This is a genomic window from Streptomyces sp. NPDC050528 (assembly GCF_044457795.1).
Lineage (GTDB): Bacteria > Actinomycetota > Actinomycetes > Streptomycetales > Streptomycetaceae > Streptomyces.
Genome location: NZ_JBITHH010000014.1, coordinates 278,439 through 297,795 on the forward strand (window position 1 = coordinate 278,439; position 19,357 = coordinate 297,795).

Here is a 19,357-nt window from a genome sequence, read left to right on the forward strand (position 1 = left end):
GGCGGCACCTTTGCGTGTGCGGTCGCCCGGGATCTTGCGGGATCCAAATTTGTTTGTTGCAAAGCTCTGTTCAGATATTGCGTGATCATATCAACGATATTACGGTCCCCCATGCATCGTCACCAACCCCCCGTCTCCCCTCCCTCTCTGGCGGCACCAGCGCGACAGTTCCGGCATTTCATTACGTAAGGAGTGGCACGTGTTCCATTCCATCCGAGATCTGAGACGAGCCCTCGTCTGGGCGGTCAGCACCGTGATGCTGGCCGCCGTAGGCGTCTTCGCTCTGGCTGTCCCACCCGCAGCGGCGGCGTCCACCGCCACCGGCGGCAGCGGCGCGAGCCTGCCGTACGTCGAGGTGCAGGCGGAGAACTCAGCCACCAACGGCACGCCGATCGGCCCGAGTTACACCCAGGGCCAGCTCGCCGACGAGGCGTCGTACCGCAAGGCGACGACGCTCCAGGGCACCGGCCAGTACGTCACGTTCACCACGCCGGTGGCGACCAACTCGATCAACTTCCGCTACAGCATCCCTGACACCTCGGGCGGTTCGGTCTACACGGCCGCGCTGTCGCTGTACGTCAACGGCGTCAAGCAGCCCGACTTCACCCTGACCAACGCCTACAGCTGGTACTACGGCAGCTACCCCTTCACCAACACCCCGGGCAGCAACCCGCACCACTTCTTCGACGAGGCCCACCGCCTGTTCACCACGACCTATCCGGCGGGTACGACCTTCAAGCTCCAGGTCGACGCGGGGGACACCGCCTCCTCGTACACGATCGACTTCGCCGACTTCGAACAGGTCGGCGCCGCCGCGACCGCACCCTCGGGCGCGGTGTCGGTCACCAGCAAGGGCGCCGACGCGACCGGCGTGGCCGACGCGACCAGCGCGTTCAACGCCGCGATCAGCTCGGCGGGCCCCGGCGGCACCGTGTGGATCCCGCCGGGCACCTTCAACATCCCCGGGCACATCAGCGTCAACAACGTCACGATCGCCGGCGCCGGCATGTGGTACTCGACCGTCACCGGCACGGCCCCCGGGTTCTACGGCAACTCGGCGCCCAACGCGAGCACCGACGTGCGCCTGCAGAACTTCGCGATCTTCGGCAATGTGCAGGAACGCGACGACAGTGCCCAGGTCAACGGCATCGGCGGCGCGCTGAGCGACTCGACCGTCTCCAACCTGTGGATCGACCACATGAAGGTCGGCGCCTGGATGGATGGGCCGATGGACGGCCTGACGTTCACCGGCATGCGCATCCGTGACACCACCGCCGACGGCATCAACTTCCATGGCGCGGTGACCAATTCGAAGGTCACCAACAGCGACATCCGCAACACCGGCGACGACGGCATCGCCACCTGGGCCGACTCCGGCATCGGCGCCGACGCCAACGACACGATCTCCAACAACACCGTGTCACTACAGATCCTCGCCAACGCCATCGCGATCTACGGCGGCCACGACAACACCGTCAGCGGCAACCGCGTCGTGGACACCGGCATCGCCCAGGGCGGCGGCATCCACGTGGGGCAGCGCTTCACGTCGACCCCGGTCGGCACCACCACCATCTCCGACAACACCATGGTCCGGGCCGGCAGCCTCGACCCCAACTGGCAGTTCGGCGTAGGCGCGTTGTGGTTCGACGGCAGCCAGGGCGCGATCACCGGCCCGATCAACGTGACCAACGCGCTGATCCAGCAGAGCCCCTACGAAGCGGTCCAGTGGGTCGAGGGCACCATCAGCGGGGTCAACCTCAACAACGTGACCATCGCAGGCACCGGAACCTTCGCCCTCCAGGAACAGACCGGCGGCGCGGCCAAGTTCACCAACGTCACGGCCACCGGCGTCGGTTACTCGTCCCCGGTCTACAACTGCTCGGGCGGCAACTTCGTCATCACCGACGGCGGCGGCAACTCCGGCATCAGCGGCACGCCGTACTGCGGCGGCTGGCCCGCGCCGGTCTACCCGCCCTACCCGTCGGAGGGCGTGACGGCCACCCCCGGCGCGCTCAACTTCGGCTCCGTGGCGACCGGTTCGACCAGTGCCGCGCAGACGGTGACGGTCTCCAACCCGACCAACGCCGCCGCGTCCGTCTCCTCGATCTCCACCAGCGGGGACTACGCCCAGACCAACACCTGCGGTTCGTCGATCGCGGCGAACGGCTCCTGCACGGTCAGCGTGAAGTTCTCGCCGACGGCGACCGGCAGCCGTAACGGCGCCCTGACCGTCAACGCGGGCGGGACCACCAACACGGTCAGCCTCTCCGGTACCGGCACCGCGCCGGGTCCGGTGCTGAACACCGACCCGGGGAGCCTGTCCTTCCCGGCAACAGTGGTCGGCTCGTCGGCCACCGCGCAGACCGTGACGGTGACCAACTCGGGCACCGCGTCGGCGACCGTCTCGGCCGTCGCGGCGACCGGTGACTTCAGCCAGACCAACAACTGCTCGACCCTCGCGGTCGGCGCGTCCTGCACGGTGACCGTCGGCTTCAAGCCCACCACGGGCGGAGCGCGCGCGGGCACCCTGACCGTCACCAGCAACGCCAACAACAGCCCAACTGCCGTATCCCTGACGGGCAGTGGCATCGACAGCACCACCAACATCGCCGCCGGGCGGCCCGCGTCGGCGAGTTCGGGCAGCAGTCCGTACGTCGCCTCGAACCTCACCGACACGGACGCGTCGACGTACTGGGAGGGCACGCTCGGCGCGTTCCCGCAGTGGGCCCAGGTCGACCTCGGCCAGAACTACGGCGTCGGCAAGGTCGTGCTCAAGCTCCCGCCGGCGTCGGCATGGTCGACCCGTACCGAGACCCTGTCGGTGCAGGGCTCCACGGACGGCTCCAGCTTCTCCACGATCAAGGCCTCGGCCGGCTACACCTTCGACCCGAGCGCCAACGCCAACACGGTGACCATCACGTTCACCGCCGCCACGGCGCGGTACGTGCGGGTGAACATCACCGCCAACACCGGCTGGAACGCTGCCCAGTTGTCGGACTTCGAGGTCTTCCCGAGCAGTGGCGGCTCCTCACCGGCGACCCTGTCGGCGGACCCGACGTCGTTGACGTATCCCACTCAGGCGCTCAATACCGCCAGCAGTGCGAAGACGGTCACGGTGACCAACACCGGCACGGCGGCGGCGACCGTCTCCGGTGTCACCGTCACGGGCGACTTCGCGCAGACCAACACCTGCGGTTCGTCGATCGCGGCGGGGGCCTCCTGCACGGTGAGCGTCACCTTCACACCCACCGCGTCCGGCACCCGCGCCGGTGATCTCAGCATCGCCAGCAACGCGTCGAACGGCACAACGACCGTCGCCCTGACCGGAGTCGGCGCCGGAACAGTGAGCAGAAACCTGGCGGCCGGCGCGGCCACCACCGAGTCCAGCCACACCGACGTGTACGCGTCGTCGAACGTCACGGACGGCAACCAGGGCACCTACTGGGAGAGCGCCAACAACGCCTTCCCGCAGTGGGTCCAGGTGGACCTCGGTTCGGCGCAGAGCGCGAGCCGGGTCGTCCTCCAGCTCCCCGCCACCTGGGGCGCCCGCAACCAGACGCTGTCCCTGTCGGGCAGCACCGACGGCTCCTCCTTCACCACCCTCAAGTCGTCGGCGACGTACACCTTCGATCCCACCACCAACAACACGGTCACCCTCACCTTCACCGCGACCACCCAGCGCTACCTCAGGGTGAACATCACGGCGAACAACGGCTGGCCGGCCGGTCAGATCTCGGAGTTCCAGGTCTGGAACAGCTGAGCCGAGTCGACGGTGCCGCCGGGCGCGAACGCACACGCGCCCGGCGGCACCGACCACCGACCACCGAAGAGGAGCCCGGAGGAATCCCCATGGGTGTCACACGCAGAGTCTTCTTGAGGGCCGCGATCGCGGCCACCGCGGTGGGAACCGCGGGAGCCACCGAGACCGCACTCGCCCCCACAGCATCGGCCGCCAGCGGACCGGGTGACGTCGTCGGCAAGATCACCGTCGGCTACCAGGGCTGGTTCGCCTGCATGGGCGACGGCGCGCCCATCAACGGCTGGTGGCACTGGACCCAGAACTGGAGCCAGCCGCCGTCCCCGACCAACACCGGCATCAAGTGCTGGCCCGACATGCGCGACTACACCAGCACCTACCAGACGTCGTACGCGGCCCTCGGCAACGGCCAGCCCGCCACGCTGTTCTCCTCGTACGACCAGCAGACGGTCAACACCCACTTCCTGTGGATGCAGCAGAACAACATCGACACGGCAGCCCTGCAACGCTTCAACCCGACCGGCGGCGAGGGCCCCACCCGCGACGCGATGGCGACCAAGGTGCGCAGCGCCGCCGAGTCGTACGGGCGGAAGTTCTACATCATGTACGACGTCTCCAACTGGACGAACATGCAGTCCGAGATCAAGACGGACTGGACGAACAAGATGTCCGCGCACACGGCGAGTTCGGCGTACGCGAAGCAGAACGGCAAGCCTGTCGTGTGCATTTGGGGCTTCGGCTTCAACGACCCCAACCACCCCTTCACCCCCGACGCCTGCCTCGACGTCGTCAACTGGTTCAAGAATCAGGGGTGTTACGTCATCGGTGGCGTCCCGCGCGAATGGCGGACCGGCACCGGGGGCTCGCAGTCCGGCTTCTCGGGCGTCTATCACGCCTTCAACATGATCTCGCCGTGGATGGTCGGCGCCATCGGCACCGTGGCCGAGGCCGACAACGCGTACACCACCTACACCGTCCCCGACCAGGCCGACTGCAACGTCAACGGCATCGACTTCCAGCCCTGTGTCCTGCCCGGCGACGTCTCCGGCCGGCAGCGCGCGCACGGTGACTTCATGTGGCGGCAGTTCTACAACATGGTGCGGGCCGGGGTGCAGGGCATCTACATCTCGATGTTCGACGAGTTCAACGAGGGCAACCAGATCGCCAAGACCGCCGAGACCCAGGCCTGGGTGCCGACCAACTCCGGGTTCCTCGCGCTCGACGAGGACGGCACCGCCTGCTCCTCGGACTACTACCTGCGCCTCACCGGCGACGGCGGCCGCATGCTCAAGGGGCAGCTCGCGCTGACACCGACTCGCCCCACCCAGCCGGTGGTTCCGAGCGGCGGCGACACCACACCGCCCGCCGCACCCGGTGGCCTGACCGCCACCGGGCACACCAGCGACTCCGTCTCGCTGTCCTGGAACACGGCGACCGACAACGTCGGTGTGAGCGGCTACCGGGTCCTGCGGGTGTCCGGCTCGTCCAGCACCCAGGTGGGGACGACCGGCTCAACCTCCTTCACCGTCACGGGACTTGGCGCGTCCACGGCTTACACCTTCGACGTCATCGCCTACGACGCGGCGGGCAACGTGTCACAGCCCTCCAACCAGGTCACCGTCACCACCGACGCCCCGTCCGGGACCACCAACTTGGCGCTCCACAAGGCCACTTCGGAGAGCAGTCACACCCAGACGTACGCCTCGGGCAACGCGACCGACGGCGACACCAACACCTACTGGGAGTCCGCCAACAACGCCTTCCCGCAGTGGATCCAGGTCGACCTGGGCGCCGCGACCGGCGTCAAGCGGATCGTCCTGAAACTTCCCCCGGCCACCGCCTGGGCCACCCGCACCCAGACCCTCTCCGTCCAAGGCGGCACGGACGGCGGCACGTTCACCCAGCTGCTCGCCTCGGCGGGCTACACCTTCGACCCGGCCACCGGCAACAGTGCCACCCTCACGCTCCCCGCCACCGTCACGACCCGCTACGTACGGCTCAACATCACCGCGAACAACGGCTGGCCGGCCGGTCAGGTCTCCGAGTTCCAGGTCTTCGGCGCCTGACCACTCGTACGTACGGTGAGGGTGTCGTCAGGAACACCCCCGATCCGGTCCTCAGGCCCAGGGACCGGGAGCGCCGTCGGCGGCAGGATTCAAGGCGTACCGAATCCACCACACGGAACCTTCGGGGGACCCCATGAACGAAATGTCGGCCAGGCGTCTGGCGGGCGGTGCGGGCATCGCCGCCGCCGTCGCTCTCATCGTCGAAGTGCCCCTGTACTTCGTCTACTCGGGCCCGCCGCCGGACGCCAACGTGCTGGCCCGGCTGCTGATCGGGATCGTCGCGCTGGCGTTCCTGCTCGTGTTCGTGACCGCGTTCCGCGAGCTGGTGAAGCGCGTGAATCCCGAGTACGAGTGGGCCGGTTCGATGGCCTTCACGGCCGGGCTGGTCTACACGACGATCACGCTGGTCTCCAGCGGACTGGAGGCCGGCGCGGTCATCGCCGCCGACCACCCGATCGACCCGACGATCGACGTCAGCGGCACCTACATCCTCTACGGATCCATCTCCCGGCTGATGCTGGCGTTCTTCCTGACCGCGCTGGGCTTCGCCGTCTCCCGCACGCGACTGCTGCCGCGCTGGACCAGCAGGTCGGCGTACGTCCTGGCCGGGATCAACCTCGCCTTCGTGCCGTCGCTGTTCTTCGGGAACACCCCCGCGCACTTCTACGCGGCGAACGGCTGGGGCACCACCGCCCTGATGGGCGCGATCCTCAGCTACTGGCTGCTGGCCCTGGGCATCTCCACCTACCGCAGTGCGAAGGCATCCGGAGCGGGGGCACTGACGTAGGTGTCCGGTGCGGGCCCGATACCCAGGGTGGGTATGGTGGCCCCATGACCCGTCCCGAGCAGCCCGTAGGACCGCACCCTCGGGTGCGGTCCTACGGGCTGCTCGTCGCCGTCCTGCTGTTCGGCCTGCTCGGGATGCACGGGCTCGGGCCCGTTCCCGTGGTCGACTCCGCGCACGGGCACACCATGGTGGCCCCGGCCGTGGCGACGGGGGAGAAGGCGTCGACGCCGGACGGCTGTGATCACGACGGGGGCGACTGCGGCGGCAGCCACATGACGCACGCCGACGCGACCTGCGCGTCCGCGTCCGTCGCGGGTGCCCCGGCCGTGGTTCCGGTGCTGCAACCCGATGTGGCGGCCTGCGCCGAAGCGCCCGACGGGCGTACGTCCGGGGCGGGCAGCGGTCCCGACGGGGGCCGGGCCCCGCCCTCGCTCGCCGAACTCCAACTCCTGCGGATCTAGAGCGCCTTGCGCGCCGACGTGCGCGCATCGGCATGCCCTGAACGGATCCACACACCAGGAGTTCCCCCATGACCGCACAGCGCAGGTTCGTCCGTCGTACCGTTCTCGCCGTCACCGCCTCGGTGGCCGCCCTCACGCTCGCCGCGTGCGGCGGCGACGGCGACGGCAAGGCGAGCGGCGGGACCGCGTCCGCCACCTCGACCGCTGGCCACAACGCCGCGGACGTCTCGTTCTCGAAGGAGATGATCCAGCACCACCGTCAGGCCGTGGAGATGGCCGGACTGGCCGCGGGCCACGCCTCCTCGGCGCAGGTCAAGAGCCTCGCCACCAAGATCGAGGGCGCCCAGGCCCCGGAGATCAAGACCATGTCCGGCTGGCTCACCTCGTGGGGCGAGCAGGTCCCCAAGGACATGTCCGGCATGGACTCCGGCATGGGCCACGACATGTCGTCGTCCACGCCCGGCATGATGAGTGACGCCGACATGGGCAAGCTGGAGAAGGCCTCCGGCGCCGACTTCGACACCATGTTCCTCACCATGATGGTCGAACACCACCAGGGCGCCGTCGACATGGCCAAGACCGAGAAGGCGGACGGCAGTTACGTCCCCGCCACCCGGCTCGCGGCCGACGTGATCACGGCCCAGAGCGCCGAGATCAAGCAGATGAACACGATGCTCGGCAAGAGCTGACGCCACCGCGCAGGCGGAGGGCGGGACCGGCCGGCCCCGCCCTCCGCCTGCGCTCAGGCCTTGTCCGTGTCGCCGTCGCGCCGGCGCCGCTGCTCCTCGAACAGCCGGAGGAATTCCTGCGCCTGTTCGTCCGCGATGCGGCGCTGCTCGGTCTCCTTCTCGTTCAGCACCCGGTACTCGTCGAACACGCCCTCCTCGCGGAGCTGCTCCTCCTGGACGGCGGTGGGGAGTTCGGGATCGGTGTCGGAGGGGCGCGGGCCCTCGGGACCGTCGGGGCCGACCCGCACAAGGCGCTCCACACGCACGATCCGCGTCCGGCAGCCGTCGATCACGATCTCGTCGCAGCGCTCGTCGTCCATCCGGTCGGCCAGCCGCCCGTACTCCGCCCGCTTCTTCTCGTCGAGCTTCTGCATCACCGGCGCCATCACCCGCAGATAGGTGGTGAGCGTGTCCCGCGACCCCTGCGGGCTCGCGTTCGTCATCTGCCGCGGCGCCCAGTGCCCGTCCGTGAACTCGGCCGCGGTGAACTCGGCGGGCAGCAGCACACCCCCGGGATGTGTCTCCAGCGCGCGCAACGAGTCCTTGCGTACGGCGGAGGGAGCGGTGCCCCGGGCATGGACCAGGGACAGCAGCTCCATCCGCAGGATGCCCTCGGACATCCCGGTCGGGGTGAAGGGGTCGATCACGAATCCCTTGGTACGGCCGCGGTACTCGTGCGCGTGTCCGGGCTTCGCCGGGTCGGGGTCGGACGGCCGGGGCGGCTCCGGTCCCGTCGGCCCCATCCGGATGAACTGATCGCCCCGCACGATCCTGAACCGGCGGTCCAGCACCGTGAGTTCGTCCAGCGCCTCCCAGTCCAGCCGCTCCGCGTTCCGCAGCCACTCCTGCTGGGTCTCCGTGTCGCCCGCGTCCTCGGCGGCCCGTGCCCGCTCGCGGAACATCATGGCCATGGAGTCGCGGGAACCCTGCGGGTAGGGGCTCGAGAACTGGGAGATGATCTCCCAGCCGCCGGACTCCAGCTCCCCGGCCACCGTGAACACCGGGCCGCCACCGCCGAGGACGTCCGGATAGGCCTTGCGGGCCTGCCACGCCTCCACGTCCGCGAGAGCCGCCGCCGGAGCCTCCGGCAGGGCCTCCATCCTGATCATCCGGTACCCGGGAACCTGATCACCGTGCTCAGACATGCTGTCAGCATGCCCGGGCGAGGTGGCGGTACGCGACGAATCAACGCAACCGGCACACCAGTTGGGCTCGCGGGGCACGGGTTTTGGCCAGGCGTCCCGGGCTCCGGGGTGATAGACGTCGGACATGAACAACTCGAACGTCCTCTCCCGTCCGGCCGGTGTCCGATGACCGCGGGCGCCGACACCCCCGACCGCCGGGGCCGCACCGGCCTGGACCGCACCGGCCTCGACCTGACCGGAAACCCCCGCGTCAGAGTCCGCGACGTGACCCTGCTGTCCAGCCACTGGTACGTCGAGCGGACCACGACCTTCGACTTCCGGCACGGCGACGGCACGTGGACGACCCAGGAACGCGAGACCCACGACCGCGGCAACGGCGCGACCCTGCTCCTCTACGACGCCGAGCGCGAAACGGTCCTGCTCACCCGCCAGTTCCGCTTCCCCGTGTACGTCAACGGCCACCCCGACGGCATGCTCGTCGAGACCCCGGGCGGCCTCCTCGACGACGAGGACGAACACCCCGAGGAGGCCGTACGGCGCGAGGTGGTGGAGGAGACCGGGCACACCGTCGGCGAGGTGGAGCACGTCTTCGACGTCTACATGAGCCCCGGCTCGGTCACCGAACGCATCGGCTTCTACGCCGCCTCCTACGGCCCCTCCACCCGCACCCACGAGGGCGGTGGCCTCCAGGAGGAGGGCGAGGACATCGAGATCCTCGAACTCCCCTTCCGCAGAGCCCTGGAGATGATCCGCAGCGGCGAGATCGCCGACGCCAAGACCATCATGCTGCTCCAATGGGCGGCGCTGGACGGGCCGTTCGCCAAGTAGCCGCGCAGGGCCTTGACTTGAAGTGCGCTTCAAGAGGAAGACTCCCGTTCGCGCCCGGAGCACCGGGTGCGAACGGGAGGGATCACCATGAAGTACCGCACCATCGGCACCGATCCGGACCGTCGCCGTGAGGTGAGCGTGCTCGCGCTCGGCGCGATGCTGTTCGGCTCCCGCACCGACGAGGAGACCTCCTTCGCCGTGCTCGACCGCTATGTCGAGGCAGGCGGGAACTTCATCGACACGTCCGACAACTACGCCTTCTGGACCGACGGAAGCCAGGGCGGCCAGAGCGAGAAACTGCTCGGACGGTGGCGGCGCAGCCGCGGCATCGGCGACGAGATCGTGATCGCCACCAAGCTCGGCGCCCGCCCCCTGGCACCCGGCACGGGATTCGTCGACAACCCGGAGGGCCTGTCCGCGAAGGTCATCCGCGAGTCGGCGGAGCGCAGCCGCGAACGCCTCGGCGTGGACAAGCTGGATCTGCTCTACGCGCACATCGAGGACCAGAGCGTTCCGCTGCGGGAAACCGTTGAAGGATTCGCCGAGTTGGTCGCCGAGGGCACCGTAGGCCTCCTGGGCGTCAGCAACCACGCGGCCTGGCGGGTGGAACGGGCCCGCGCGCTCGCCGCCGCGGCCGGACTGCCCGGATACGAGATCCTCCAGTACCAGCACAGCTATCTGCGCCCCCGGACCGACGTACCGTCCGAGCTCTTCCCCGACGGCAGCCTCGGCAGCGCCGGCCCGGACCTGCTCGGCTATCTGCGCGCCGAGCCCGCCCTCACCCTGGTCGCCTACTCACCGCTCCTGGCCGGCGCCTACACGCGCCAGGACAAACCGCTGCCCGCCGACTACGACCACCCGGGCACCCCGGCCCGCCTCGCCGCACTGCGTGACGTGGCGAAGGAGACCGGGGCGAGCGTCAACCAGGTAGTACTGGCATGGCAGTTGGGCGGCCCGCTGCCGATCGTCCCGCTCGCCGGGGCGTCGTCGGTGGCCCAGTTGGAGGAGAACCTCGCGGCCGTGGACCTGGACCTGACGGCGGAGCAGCGCCAACTCCTCGACTCCGCCGTGCAGTTCAGGGCCTGACCAGCAGCTGGAAGTCGAACGCGTACCGCGACGCCCGGTAGATGTGCGTGCCGTACTCCACCGCCCGCCCGGTGTCGTCGTAGGCCGTGCGCTGCATGGTGAGCAGTGCCGCGCCCTCCTTCTCGTCGAGGCGGGCGGCCTCCTCGGGGGTGGCCGAGCGGGCGCCTATCGTCTGGCGGGCGCTGTGCAGGGTGATGCCGGCGGTGCGCAGCATCCGGTACAGGCCCGTCGACTCCAGCTTGGGGGTGTCGAGTTGGAGCAGGTTCGCCGGGAGGTAGTTGCAGAGGAACGCCACCGGCTGGCCGTGCGTGGAGCGCAGTCGCTCCAGGAGGGTGACCTCGCTGCCCTCCGCGACGCCGAGGGCGGCCGCGACATCCGCGGTCGCGGGCACGCCCTCGTTGCGGACGACCGTCGTGGTCGGGCCCTGTCCGGCCGACTCCAGGTCGTCGTAGAGGCTGCTGAGTTCCAGCGGTCTCTTGACCTGGCTGTGCACGACCTGCGTGCCCACCCCGCGCCGCCGGACCAACAGCCCCTTGTCGACAAGGGACTGGATGGCCTGGCGGACGGTGGGGCGGGACAGGCCGAGGCGTACGGACAGGTCGATCTCGTTGCCCAGGAGGTTGCCCGGCGCGAGGGTCCCGTGCTCGATCGCCGCCTCCAGCTGCTGCGCGAGCTGGTAGTACAGCGGCACCGGGCTGTTGCGGTCCAGGGCGAAATGCAGGGCGTCCAGCGGGGATCCGGTCACGGCGCGGGAATAGCCACCGGTCTTCGCCACTGAGGGCACCTCCTCACAGATCGTGACGGACAGTCAGGAGTTGCTGGGGAAACCGAGGTTGATGCCACCGTCGGCCGGGTCCGGCCAGCGGGTGGTGATGACCTTGCCCTGCGTGTAGAAGGCGATGCCGTCGTTGCCGTAGATGTGCAGGTCCCCGAAGAGGGAGTCCTTCCAGCCGCCGAAGGAGTGGTAGCCGACGGGCACCGGGATCGGCACGTTCACGCCGACCATGCCCGCCTTGACCTCCATCTGGAAGCGGCGGGCGGCGCCGCCGTCCCGGGTGAAGATCGCGGTGCCGTTGCCCCAACGGGAGCTGTTGATCAGGGTGATGGCCTCGTCGTAGGACTCGGCGCGGACGACGACCAGGACCGGGCCGAAGATCTCGTCCTTGTACGCGTCCGCCGTCAGCGGCACCTTGTCGAGCAGGGAGACGCCGAGGAAGAAGCCGTCCTCGTGGCCGTCGACCGAGAAGCCGGTGCCGTCGACGACGACCTCGGCGCCCTGCTCGGCGGCCGACGCGACGTACGAGGCGACCTTGTCGCGGTGCTCGCGGGTGATGAGCGGGCCCATCTCGGACGCCGGGTCGTTGCCGGGGCCGATGCGCAGGTTTCCGGCGCGCTCGGCGATCTTGGCGACCAGCTCGTCGCCGGTGTCGCCGACCGCGACCACGACGGAGACGGCCATGCAGCGCTCGCCGGCCGAGCCGTAGGCCGCGTTGATCGCCTGGTCGGCCGCGAAGTCCAGGTCCGCGTCCGGGAGGACGAGCATGTGGTTCTTGGCGCCGCCCAGGGCCTGTACGCGCTTGCCGTGCTCAACTGCCTTGAGCTGGATGTACTTTGCGATCGGCGTCGAACCGACGAAGGAGACGGCCTCGATGTCCGGGTGCTCCAGGATGCGGTCGACGGCTACCTTGTCGCCCTGCACGACGTTCAGTACACCCTGCGGCAGGCCCGCCTCGGAGGCGAGTTCGGCCAGCCGGAAGGACGCCGACGGGTCCTTCTCGCTCGGCTTGAGCACGAAGGTGTTGCCGGTCGCGATGGCCAGCGGGAACATCCACATCGGCACCATGGCAGGGAAGTTGAACGGCGTGATGCCCGCAACCACCCCCAGCGGCTGGCGAATCGAGGCCACGTCGACGCGGGTCGAGACCTGCGTCGACAGTTCGCCCTTGAGCTGCACGCTGATGCCGCAGGCGAGTTCGACGATCTCCATGCCGCGCGCGACCTCGCCGAGCGCGTCCGAGTGCACCTTGCCGTGCTCGGCGGTGATCAGCTCGGCGATCTCGTCGCGGTGCGCGTCCAGCAGCTCGCGGTACTTGAACAGGATCGCGGTGCGCTTGGCGAGGGAGGCGACGCCCCAGCTCTCGAACGCGGCCTTCGCGGAGGCGACGGCGGCGTCCACCTCGTCGACGGACGCGAAACCGACCTGCTTCTCCTGGGCGCCGGTCGCCGGGTTGTACACGGGACCGAAACGGCCCGAGGTGCTCTCGGCGGGCTTGCCGTCGATCCAGTGGGTGATCGTCTTCATGGTGCGAAGGCCTTTCGGGGGAGGGGAGTTCAGAGGTGACGGCGACGGTCGGCGACCTGACGGTCGTACTCCTCGCGGGCCTGGACGGCGGACTGCCGCGAGGCAGTCTCGGCGACCGGTACGTCCCACCAGGCCTCGGCCGGGGGAGCGGTCGGGGTGGCGATGTCGGTCTCGACGTAGACGCACGTCGGCCGGTCGGAGGCGCGGGCCGTGGCCAGTGCCTCGCGCAGTTCGCGCACGGTTTTGGCGCGCAGGACGTCCATGCCGAGGCTGGCCGCGTTGGCGGCGAGGTCGACCGGGAGCGGGGCGCCGGAGAAGGTGCCGTCGGCCGCGCGATAGCGGTAGGCGGTGCCGAAGCGCTCGCCGCCGACGGACTCGGAGAGGCCGCCGATGGAGGCGTAGCCGTGGTTCTGGATCAGGACCAGGTTGACCGGGAGACCCTCCTGGACCGCCGTGACGATCTCGGTCGGCATCATCAGGTACGTGCCGTCGCCGACCAGGGACCACACGGGGGTGTCGGGGGCGGCCTGCTGGACGCCGATGCCGGCCGGGATCTCGTAGCCCATGCAGGAGTAGCCGTATTCGAGGTGGTACTGGCGCGGGCTGCGGGCCCGCCACAGCTTGTGCAGGTCGCCGGGGAGCGAGCCGGCCGCGTTGATCACCACGTCGTCGTCGCCGACGACCGCGTCGAGGGCGCCGAGGAGTTGGGTCTGGGTCGGCACGGCGTTCTCGTCGGGGGCGGTGAACGCGGTGTCAACAACCCGCTCCCACCGCTCCTTGCCCGCGCGGTACTCGGCCTCGTAAACCGAGTTCACACGGTGATCGGCGAGTGCCTCGGTCAACGCGGTGAGACCCGCCCGCGCGTCGCACACCAGGGTGCGCGCTGCCAGCTTGTGGGCGTCGAACGCGGCGATGTTGAGGTTGACGAAGCGGACGGCCGGGTTCTGGAAGAGCGTGTTCGACGCCGTCGTGAAGTCCGTGTAGCGGGTGCCGACACCGATCACCAGGTCGGCGGCGCGCGCGATGTCGTCGCTGACCGCCGTGCCGGTGTGGCCGATGCCGCCCAGGTCCGCCGGGTGGTCGTGGCGCAGCGAGCCCTTGCCCGCCTGGGTGGAGGCGACCGGGATGCCGGTCGCGTCGACCAGCGCCTTCAGCGCCTCCTCGGCGCGGCTGTGGTGGATGCCGCCGCCCGCGACGATCACCGGGCGCTCGGCGGACCGGATGGCCTCGACGGCCTCCGCCAGTTCGGAGACGTCCGGCGCGGGACGCCGTACGTGCCACACGCGGTCGGCGAAGAACTCCTCCGGCCAGTCGAACGCCTCGGCCTGAACGTCCTGCGGGAGAGCCAGAGTCACCGCCCCCGTCTCCACCGGGTCGGCCAGCACGCGCATCGCGTTCAGCGCGGCCGGGATCAGCGCCTCGGGGCGGGTGATCCGGTCGAAGTAGCGGGAGACCGGACGCAGCGTGTCGTTGACCGAGAGGTCGCCCTCGACCGGGTGCTCCAACTGCTGGAGCAGCGGGTCGGCGGCACGCGTCGCGAAGTAGTCGCCGGGCAGGAGCAGGACCGGCAGCCGGTTGATCGTGGCCAGCGCGGCGCCCGTGACCAGGTTGGTCGCGCCCGGTCCGATGGACGACGTGACGGCCTGCGCGGAGAGCCGGTCGAGCTGACGGGCGTAGCCGACTGCCGCGTGCACCATGGCCTGTTCGTTGCGGCCCTGGTGGAACGGCATCGTGTCCTCGCCGACCTCCAGCAGCGCCTGGCCGAGACCGGCGACGTTGCCGTGGCCGAAGATGCCCCAGGTGCCGGCGATCAGCCGGTGCCGTTCGCCGTCGCGCTCGGTGTACTGGACCGACAGGAACTGCACCAGGGCCTGGGCGACGGTCAGGCGGCGGGTGGTGGGGCTCATCAGGACTTCTCCGGTGCCGTGTAGAGGGGGAGACGGGGATCGACGGGCTGCTCGGGCCAGGTGCCGCGGACCCAGGCGTGATCGGGGTGGTCGCAGATCAGCCAGGAGCGGTCGTCCTCGGGACCCGCCATGACGTTGAGGTAGTACATGTGGTGACCGGGCACCGCCATCGAGGGCCCGTGCCAGCCGTCCGGGATCAACACCACGTCCCCGCCCCGGACTTCGGCCAGGACATCCGTGTTACGGCCCTGTCCGGAGGGGGAGACGCGCTGGTAGCCGAGACCGGGGGTGCCCTCGTGGTCGGCGAACTCGAAGTAGTAGACCTCTTCGAGGACGGACTCCTCGCCGGGCCGGTGCTCGTCGTGCTTGTGCGGCGGGAAGGAGGACCAGTTGCCGCCCGGCGTGATCACCTCGACCGCGATGAGCTTGTCGCACTCGAAGACCCCGGCCGCGCCGAAGTTGTTGACCTGCCGCGAGCTGTTGCCGGTGCCGCGCAGCTCCACCGGCACCGACGACGCCGGTCCGTAGCGCGCGGGCAGCCGGCGGCCGCAGCGGGCCCCGTTGAGCGCGAAGCGGCCACCGCCGGCCGACGAGATCGTCGTACGGGAATCCCTCGGGACGTACGCGAAGTCGCTCACCGAGGTGAACACGCTCTCGCGGCCCGCGAGTTCGAAGGTGTCGTGGCCGAAGTCGTCGGACGCCGAGACCGTGCAGGCACCGCTCAGCGGGAGCACGATCCACTCGCTGTCCTCGGTGTCGAAGGTGTGCGTGCCGCCCGGCGGCAGCTCCAGGACCCGCAGGCTGGAGTAGCCCCACGCGGCCGACTCGGGGGTCACGTCCACGACGTAGGGGCCGCCGAGGGCCTTGCCCGCGGGAAGGTGATAAGCGCTCGTCATCGTGTGCCTCCGGTTCACAACAGACCTACAGCCGTGTCCACCGCCGTCTCCACGCTGCCCACGGCGGGGTACAGCAGGGAGCGGCCGACGACCAGGCCCTGGACGGTGGGCAGCCGCAGCGCCTTGCGCCACTTCTCGTACGCGCCGTCCTGGTCGTCCCCGACCTCGCCGCCGAGCAGCACGGCCGGCAGCGTCGAGGTCTCCATGACCTCGGCCATGTCGTCCGGGTCGTCGGTGACGGGCAGTTTCAGCCAGGTGTAGGCGGAGGTGCCGCCCAGGCCCGAGGAGATCGCGATCGAGCGGGTCACGGCCTCGGCGGACAGGTCGTTGCGGACCTTGCCGTCGACCCGGCGTGAGATGAACGGCTCGACGAACAACGGGAGTTGGTGCGCCGCCATGTCGTCGATCGCGCGCGCGGTGGACTCCAGGGTGGTCAGCGAACCCGGGTCGGTGTAGTCGATGCGGACCAGCAGCTTGCCCGCGTCGAAGCGGAGGCGGGCGATGTCCTCGGCGCGGTGGCCGGTGAACCGGTCGTCCATCTCGAAGGAGGCGCCGGACAGGCCGCCGCGGTTCATCGAGCCCATCACGACCTTGCCGTCCAGGACCCCGAGGAGGAGCAGGTCCTCCAGGATGTCGGCGGTGGCGAGCACCCCGTCGACACCCGGCCGGGACAGCGCGACGCACAGGCGTTCCAGCAGGTCGGCCCGGTTGGCCATGGCCGTACGGCGGTCGCCGACGCCGAGCGCGCCGCGGGCCGGGTGGTCGGCGGCCACGATCATCAGGCGGCCGCTGTCGCCCAGCAGCGGGCGGCGCACCCGGCGGGCGGCCGCCTCGGCGATGGCCTCCGGGTGCCGGGCTCTGACCGTGACCAGGTCGGGGATGCTGATGCTCAAGAGAAGCTCCGTTCAGGGGTGGCTGGATCGGCCACGTGCTCAGTCGCCCGCTCGGGCGCCGACGAGGAGGTCCTCGACCTCGGACTCGGTGGGCATCGCGGTGGAGCAGGCGAGACGGGAGGCGACGAGGGCGCCGGCCGCGTTGGCGTACCGCATGGTCCGCTCCAGGTCCCAGCCGGCCAGCAGGCCGTGGCACAGGGAGCCGCCGAACGCGTCGCCCGCGCCGAGGCCGTTGAGCACCTCGACCGGCACCGGCGGCACCTCGGCCGTCGTGCCGTCGCGGTGCACGGCCAGCACGCCCTTGGGGCCTTGCTTGACCACGGCGAGCTCCACGCCCGCGTCGAGCAGCGCCTGGGCGCAGGCGCGGGGCTCGCGGACGCCGGTGGCGATCTCGCACTCGTCGAGGTTGCCGACCGCGACCGTCGTGTGGCGGAGGGCCTCGGCGTAGTACGGGCGGGCCTCCTCCGGGTCCTTCCAGAACATCGGGCGCCAGTCGAGGTCGAAGACCGTGGTGCCCGCCTTGTCGCGTGCCTTGAGGGCGGCGAGCGTGGCGGAGCGGCTCGGCTCCTCGCTCAGACCGGTGCCGGTGATCCAGAAGACGCGGGCCTCGCGGATCGCGAAGTAGTCCAGCTCGTCGGTGTGGATCTCCAGGTCCGGCGCCTTCGGCTGCCGGTAGAAGTACAGCGGGAAGTCGTCCGGCGGGAAGATCTCGCAGAAGGTGACCGGGGTCGGGTAGTCCGCGACGGGGGTGACCCAGCGGTCGTCGACCCCGAAGTCCTTGAGGGCCTCGTGCAGATAGGTCCCGAAGGGGTCGTCGCCGGTGCGGGTGATCACCGCGGTGCTCCGGCCGAGCCGGGCGGCCGCGACGGCCACATTGCTCGCCGAACCTCCGAGGAACTTGCCGAACGTCTCCACACGGGCCAGCGGTACGCCAGACTGCAGCGGGTAGAGATCGACCCCGATGCGGCCCATGGTGATGAGATCGAAGGGCTGGGCTGACTCGGCCATGCGCGACACTCCTCTGAGCTGCTGGGGGTGGGCGGGTCCCAGGGGCCTGCCGCCTCCCAGGTGTAGGTCTCGGAGGGTGCCTCTGTCAATAGTTTGTACTTACATTCGGACCTGCTTGTGAAATGATGTCTTAACAAAGTATTGACAGCGGGCGCGACCGGGGATTGGATTCCGTCCCAGCGCACCAGCCGTGTTCCACGGCGTACGACCCGGGGCCGGACAGGCCCCGAGCCCTGATCTCTGCGATCATTGATCCCTTTCCCCTGAAGCACAGTGAGGTGCAGGAAAGATGGACCGTTCCTCTTACTCCCGCTCGCGCAGAATGGCCCCCTTTGTGGCGGTGGCCGCGGCAGCGGCGCTGACTCTCGCCGGCTGCTCCAGCAGCTCGGGCGGAAAGAAGGCCACGGAGGACACCTCTGGCGCCTCCGCGGGCAAGGCCAGCACTCCCCGGATGACGGTCGCCCTGGTCACGCACCAGGCGCCCGGCGACACGTTCTGGGACATCGTCCGCAAGGGCGCCCAGGCCGCCGCCGACAAGGACAACATCAAGCTCATCTACTCGGCCGACCCGAACGCGGGCAACCAGTCGAACCTGGTGCAGAACGCGATCGACCAGAAGGTCGACGGCATCGCGGTCACTCTCGCCAAGCCCGACGCCCTCAAGGACGTCATCGGCAAGGCGAAGACCGCGAACATACCCGTCGTCGGGCTCAACTCCGGTCTCAGCGACTGGAAGAAGCTCGGACTCCTGGAGTTCTTCGGCCAGGACGAGACGGTGGCAGGCGAGGCGCTCGGCAAGCGGCTGAACACGGAAGGCGCCAAGAAGGTCGTCTGTGTCATCCAGGAGCAGGGCAACATCGGCCTGACGCAGCGCTGCGACGGTGTGAAGAAGACCTTCAGCGGCACCACCGAGGTCCTCAACGTCAACGGCACGGACATGCCGTCGGTGAAGTCGACGATCACCGCCAAGCTCACCCAGGACAAGGCCATCGACTACGTGGTCACCCTCGGCGCCCCCTTCGCGCTGACGGCCGTGCAGTCGCTGTCCGACGCGGGCAGCAAGGCGAAGGTCGCCACCTTCGACCTGAACAAGGACCTCACGACCGCGATCAGCAAGGGCACCATCCAGTTCGCCGTCGACCAGCAGCCCTACCTCCAGGGCTACTTGGCGGTCGACTCGCTGTGGCTCTACAAGAACAACGGCAACTACAGCGGTGGTGGTGAGCAGCCCGTACTGACCGGCCCGGCCTTCGTCGACAAGACCAACGTCGCCGCCGTCGCGAAGTACGCCGCCAACGGAACCCGGTGATGAGCATGACCCAGCACGCCGAGCCGGCGGTGACCTCACCGCCGGCCCCCGGCCCCAAGGAATCCGACGGCCGGACCTCTGAACGACCTTTGCCGCTACGGCTGTTGGCGCGTCCCGAGGTGGGTGTCTTCCTCGGTGCGGCCGCGGTGTACGTGTTCTTCCTGATCGCCGCTCCGCCGGTGCG

Annotated in this window: 15 protein-coding genes and 1 pseudogene; 9 read left to right on the forward strand and 7 right to left on the reverse strand. The window is 69.6% G+C overall.

Annotated elements, in window-relative coordinates:
* The first annotated feature begins 199 nt into the window (after positions 1-199).
* The 5 genes from ACIBK4_RS40430 to ACIBK4_RS40450 all read left to right on the forward strand — a co-directional run bounded on the left by ACIBK4_RS40430 (position 200) and on the right by ACIBK4_RS40450 (position 7,760).
* A complete protein-coding gene (locus ACIBK4_RS40430; RefSeq protein WP_399003369.1) occupies positions 200-3,760 on the forward strand; it encodes a choice-of-anchor D domain-containing protein in 3,561 nt (1,186 codons plus the stop codon).
* 89 nt (positions 3,761-3,849) lie between these two features.
* Entirely contained in the window at positions 3,850-5,823 is a 1,974-nt protein-coding gene (locus tag ACIBK4_RS40435) for a discoidin domain-containing protein (protein ID WP_399003371.1), read from the forward strand.
* Positions 5,824-5,956: 133 nt separating this feature from the next.
* Entirely contained in the window at positions 5,957-6,610 is a 654-nt protein-coding gene (locus ACIBK4_RS40440; protein ID WP_399003373.1) for a hypothetical protein, read from the forward strand.
* 44 nt (positions 6,611-6,654) lie between these two features.
* Positions 6,655-7,071 carry a DUF6153 family protein gene (locus tag ACIBK4_RS40445; protein WP_399003375.1) on the forward strand — a complete coding sequence of 139 codons (417 nt, stop codon included), beginning with the start codon at positions 6,655-6,657 and terminating at the stop codon, positions 7,069-7,071.
* Between the two features lie 68 nt (positions 7,072-7,139).
* Positions 7,140-7,760 carry a DUF305 domain-containing protein gene (locus ACIBK4_RS40450; protein ID WP_399003377.1) on the forward strand — a complete coding sequence of 207 codons (621 nt, stop codon included), beginning with the start codon at positions 7,140-7,142 and terminating at the stop codon, positions 7,758-7,760.
* A gap of 53 nt (positions 7,761-7,813) precedes the next feature.
* Here the strand turns inward: ACIBK4_RS40450 and ACIBK4_RS40455 are convergent, their stop codons facing one another.
* Positions 7,814-8,944, reverse strand: a complete 1,131-nt coding sequence (locus tag ACIBK4_RS40455; RefSeq protein WP_399003379.1) for a DUF5954 family protein — start codon at positions 8,942-8,944, stop codon at positions 7,814-7,816.
* A gap of 165 nt (positions 8,945-9,109) precedes the next feature.
* On the opposite strand from ACIBK4_RS40455, the gene ACIBK4_RS40460 reads away from it, so the two are divergent.
* Complete coding sequence (locus ACIBK4_RS40460) at positions 9,110-9,772, forward strand: NUDIX domain-containing protein (protein WP_399003381.1); 663 nt, start codon at positions 9,110-9,112, stop codon at positions 9,770-9,772.
* An 87-nt stretch (positions 9,773-9,859) separates the two neighbouring features.
* Positions 9,860-10,858, forward strand: coding sequence for an aldo/keto reductase (locus ACIBK4_RS40465; protein WP_399003383.1), 999 nt, complete (start codon positions 9,860-9,862; stop codon positions 10,856-10,858).
* Here ACIBK4_RS40465 and ACIBK4_RS40470 read toward each other — a convergent pair.
* Genes ACIBK4_RS40470 through iolC form a run of 6 tightly spaced genes read right to left on the reverse strand, consistent with a single transcriptional unit; the run spans position 10,848 to position 17,864 of the window.
* Positions 10,848-11,633 carry a GntR family transcriptional regulator gene (locus tag ACIBK4_RS40470; protein WP_399003385.1) on the reverse strand — a complete coding sequence of 262 codons (786 nt, stop codon included), beginning with the start codon at positions 11,631-11,633 and terminating at the stop codon, positions 10,848-10,850. The genes ACIBK4_RS40465 and ACIBK4_RS40470 overlap by 11 nt on opposite strands.
* 33 nt (positions 11,634-11,666) lie before the next feature.
* A complete protein-coding gene (locus tag ACIBK4_RS40475; RefSeq protein ID WP_399003387.1) occupies positions 11,667-13,160 on the reverse strand; it encodes a CoA-acylating methylmalonate-semialdehyde dehydrogenase in 1,494 nt (497 codons plus the stop codon).
* Between the two features lie 29 nt (positions 13,161-13,189).
* Positions 13,190-15,067 (reverse strand): 3D-(3,5/4)-trihydroxycyclohexane-1,2-dione acylhydrolase (decyclizing), encoded by a 1,878-nt coding sequence (iolD, locus tag ACIBK4_RS40480; protein WP_399003389.1) that lies wholly within the window; start codon positions 15,065-15,067, stop codon positions 13,190-13,192.
* Entirely contained in the window at positions 15,067-15,963 is an 897-nt protein-coding gene (gene iolB, locus ACIBK4_RS40485; RefSeq protein WP_399003391.1) for a 5-deoxy-glucuronate isomerase, read from the reverse strand. Before iolB ends, iolD begins: the two co-directional genes overlap by 1 nt.
* A gap of 14 nt (positions 15,964-15,977) precedes the next feature.
* Positions 15,978-16,856, reverse strand: a complete 879-nt coding sequence (locus tag ACIBK4_RS40490; RefSeq protein ID WP_399003393.1) for a deoxyribose-phosphate aldolase — start codon at positions 16,854-16,856, stop codon at positions 15,978-15,980.
* Positions 16,857-16,895: 39 nt separating this feature from the next.
* Positions 16,896-17,864 carry a 5-dehydro-2-deoxygluconokinase gene (iolC, locus tag ACIBK4_RS40495; protein WP_399003395.1) on the reverse strand — a complete coding sequence of 323 codons (969 nt, stop codon included), beginning with the start codon at positions 17,862-17,864 and terminating at the stop codon, positions 16,896-16,898.
* A 289-nt stretch (positions 17,865-18,153) separates the two neighbouring features.
* Between iolC and ACIBK4_RS40500 the strand changes: the two genes are divergently transcribed.
* A complete protein-coding gene (locus tag ACIBK4_RS40500) occupies positions 18,154-19,173 on the forward strand; it encodes a sugar ABC transporter substrate-binding protein (RefSeq protein WP_399003397.1) in 1,020 nt (339 codons plus the stop codon).
* Positions 19,173-19,357: pseudogene (locus ACIBK4_RS40505) on the forward strand (ABC transporter permease); the annotation flags it as partial. The gene ACIBK4_RS40500 and the pseudogene ACIBK4_RS40505, both read left to right, overlap by 1 nt.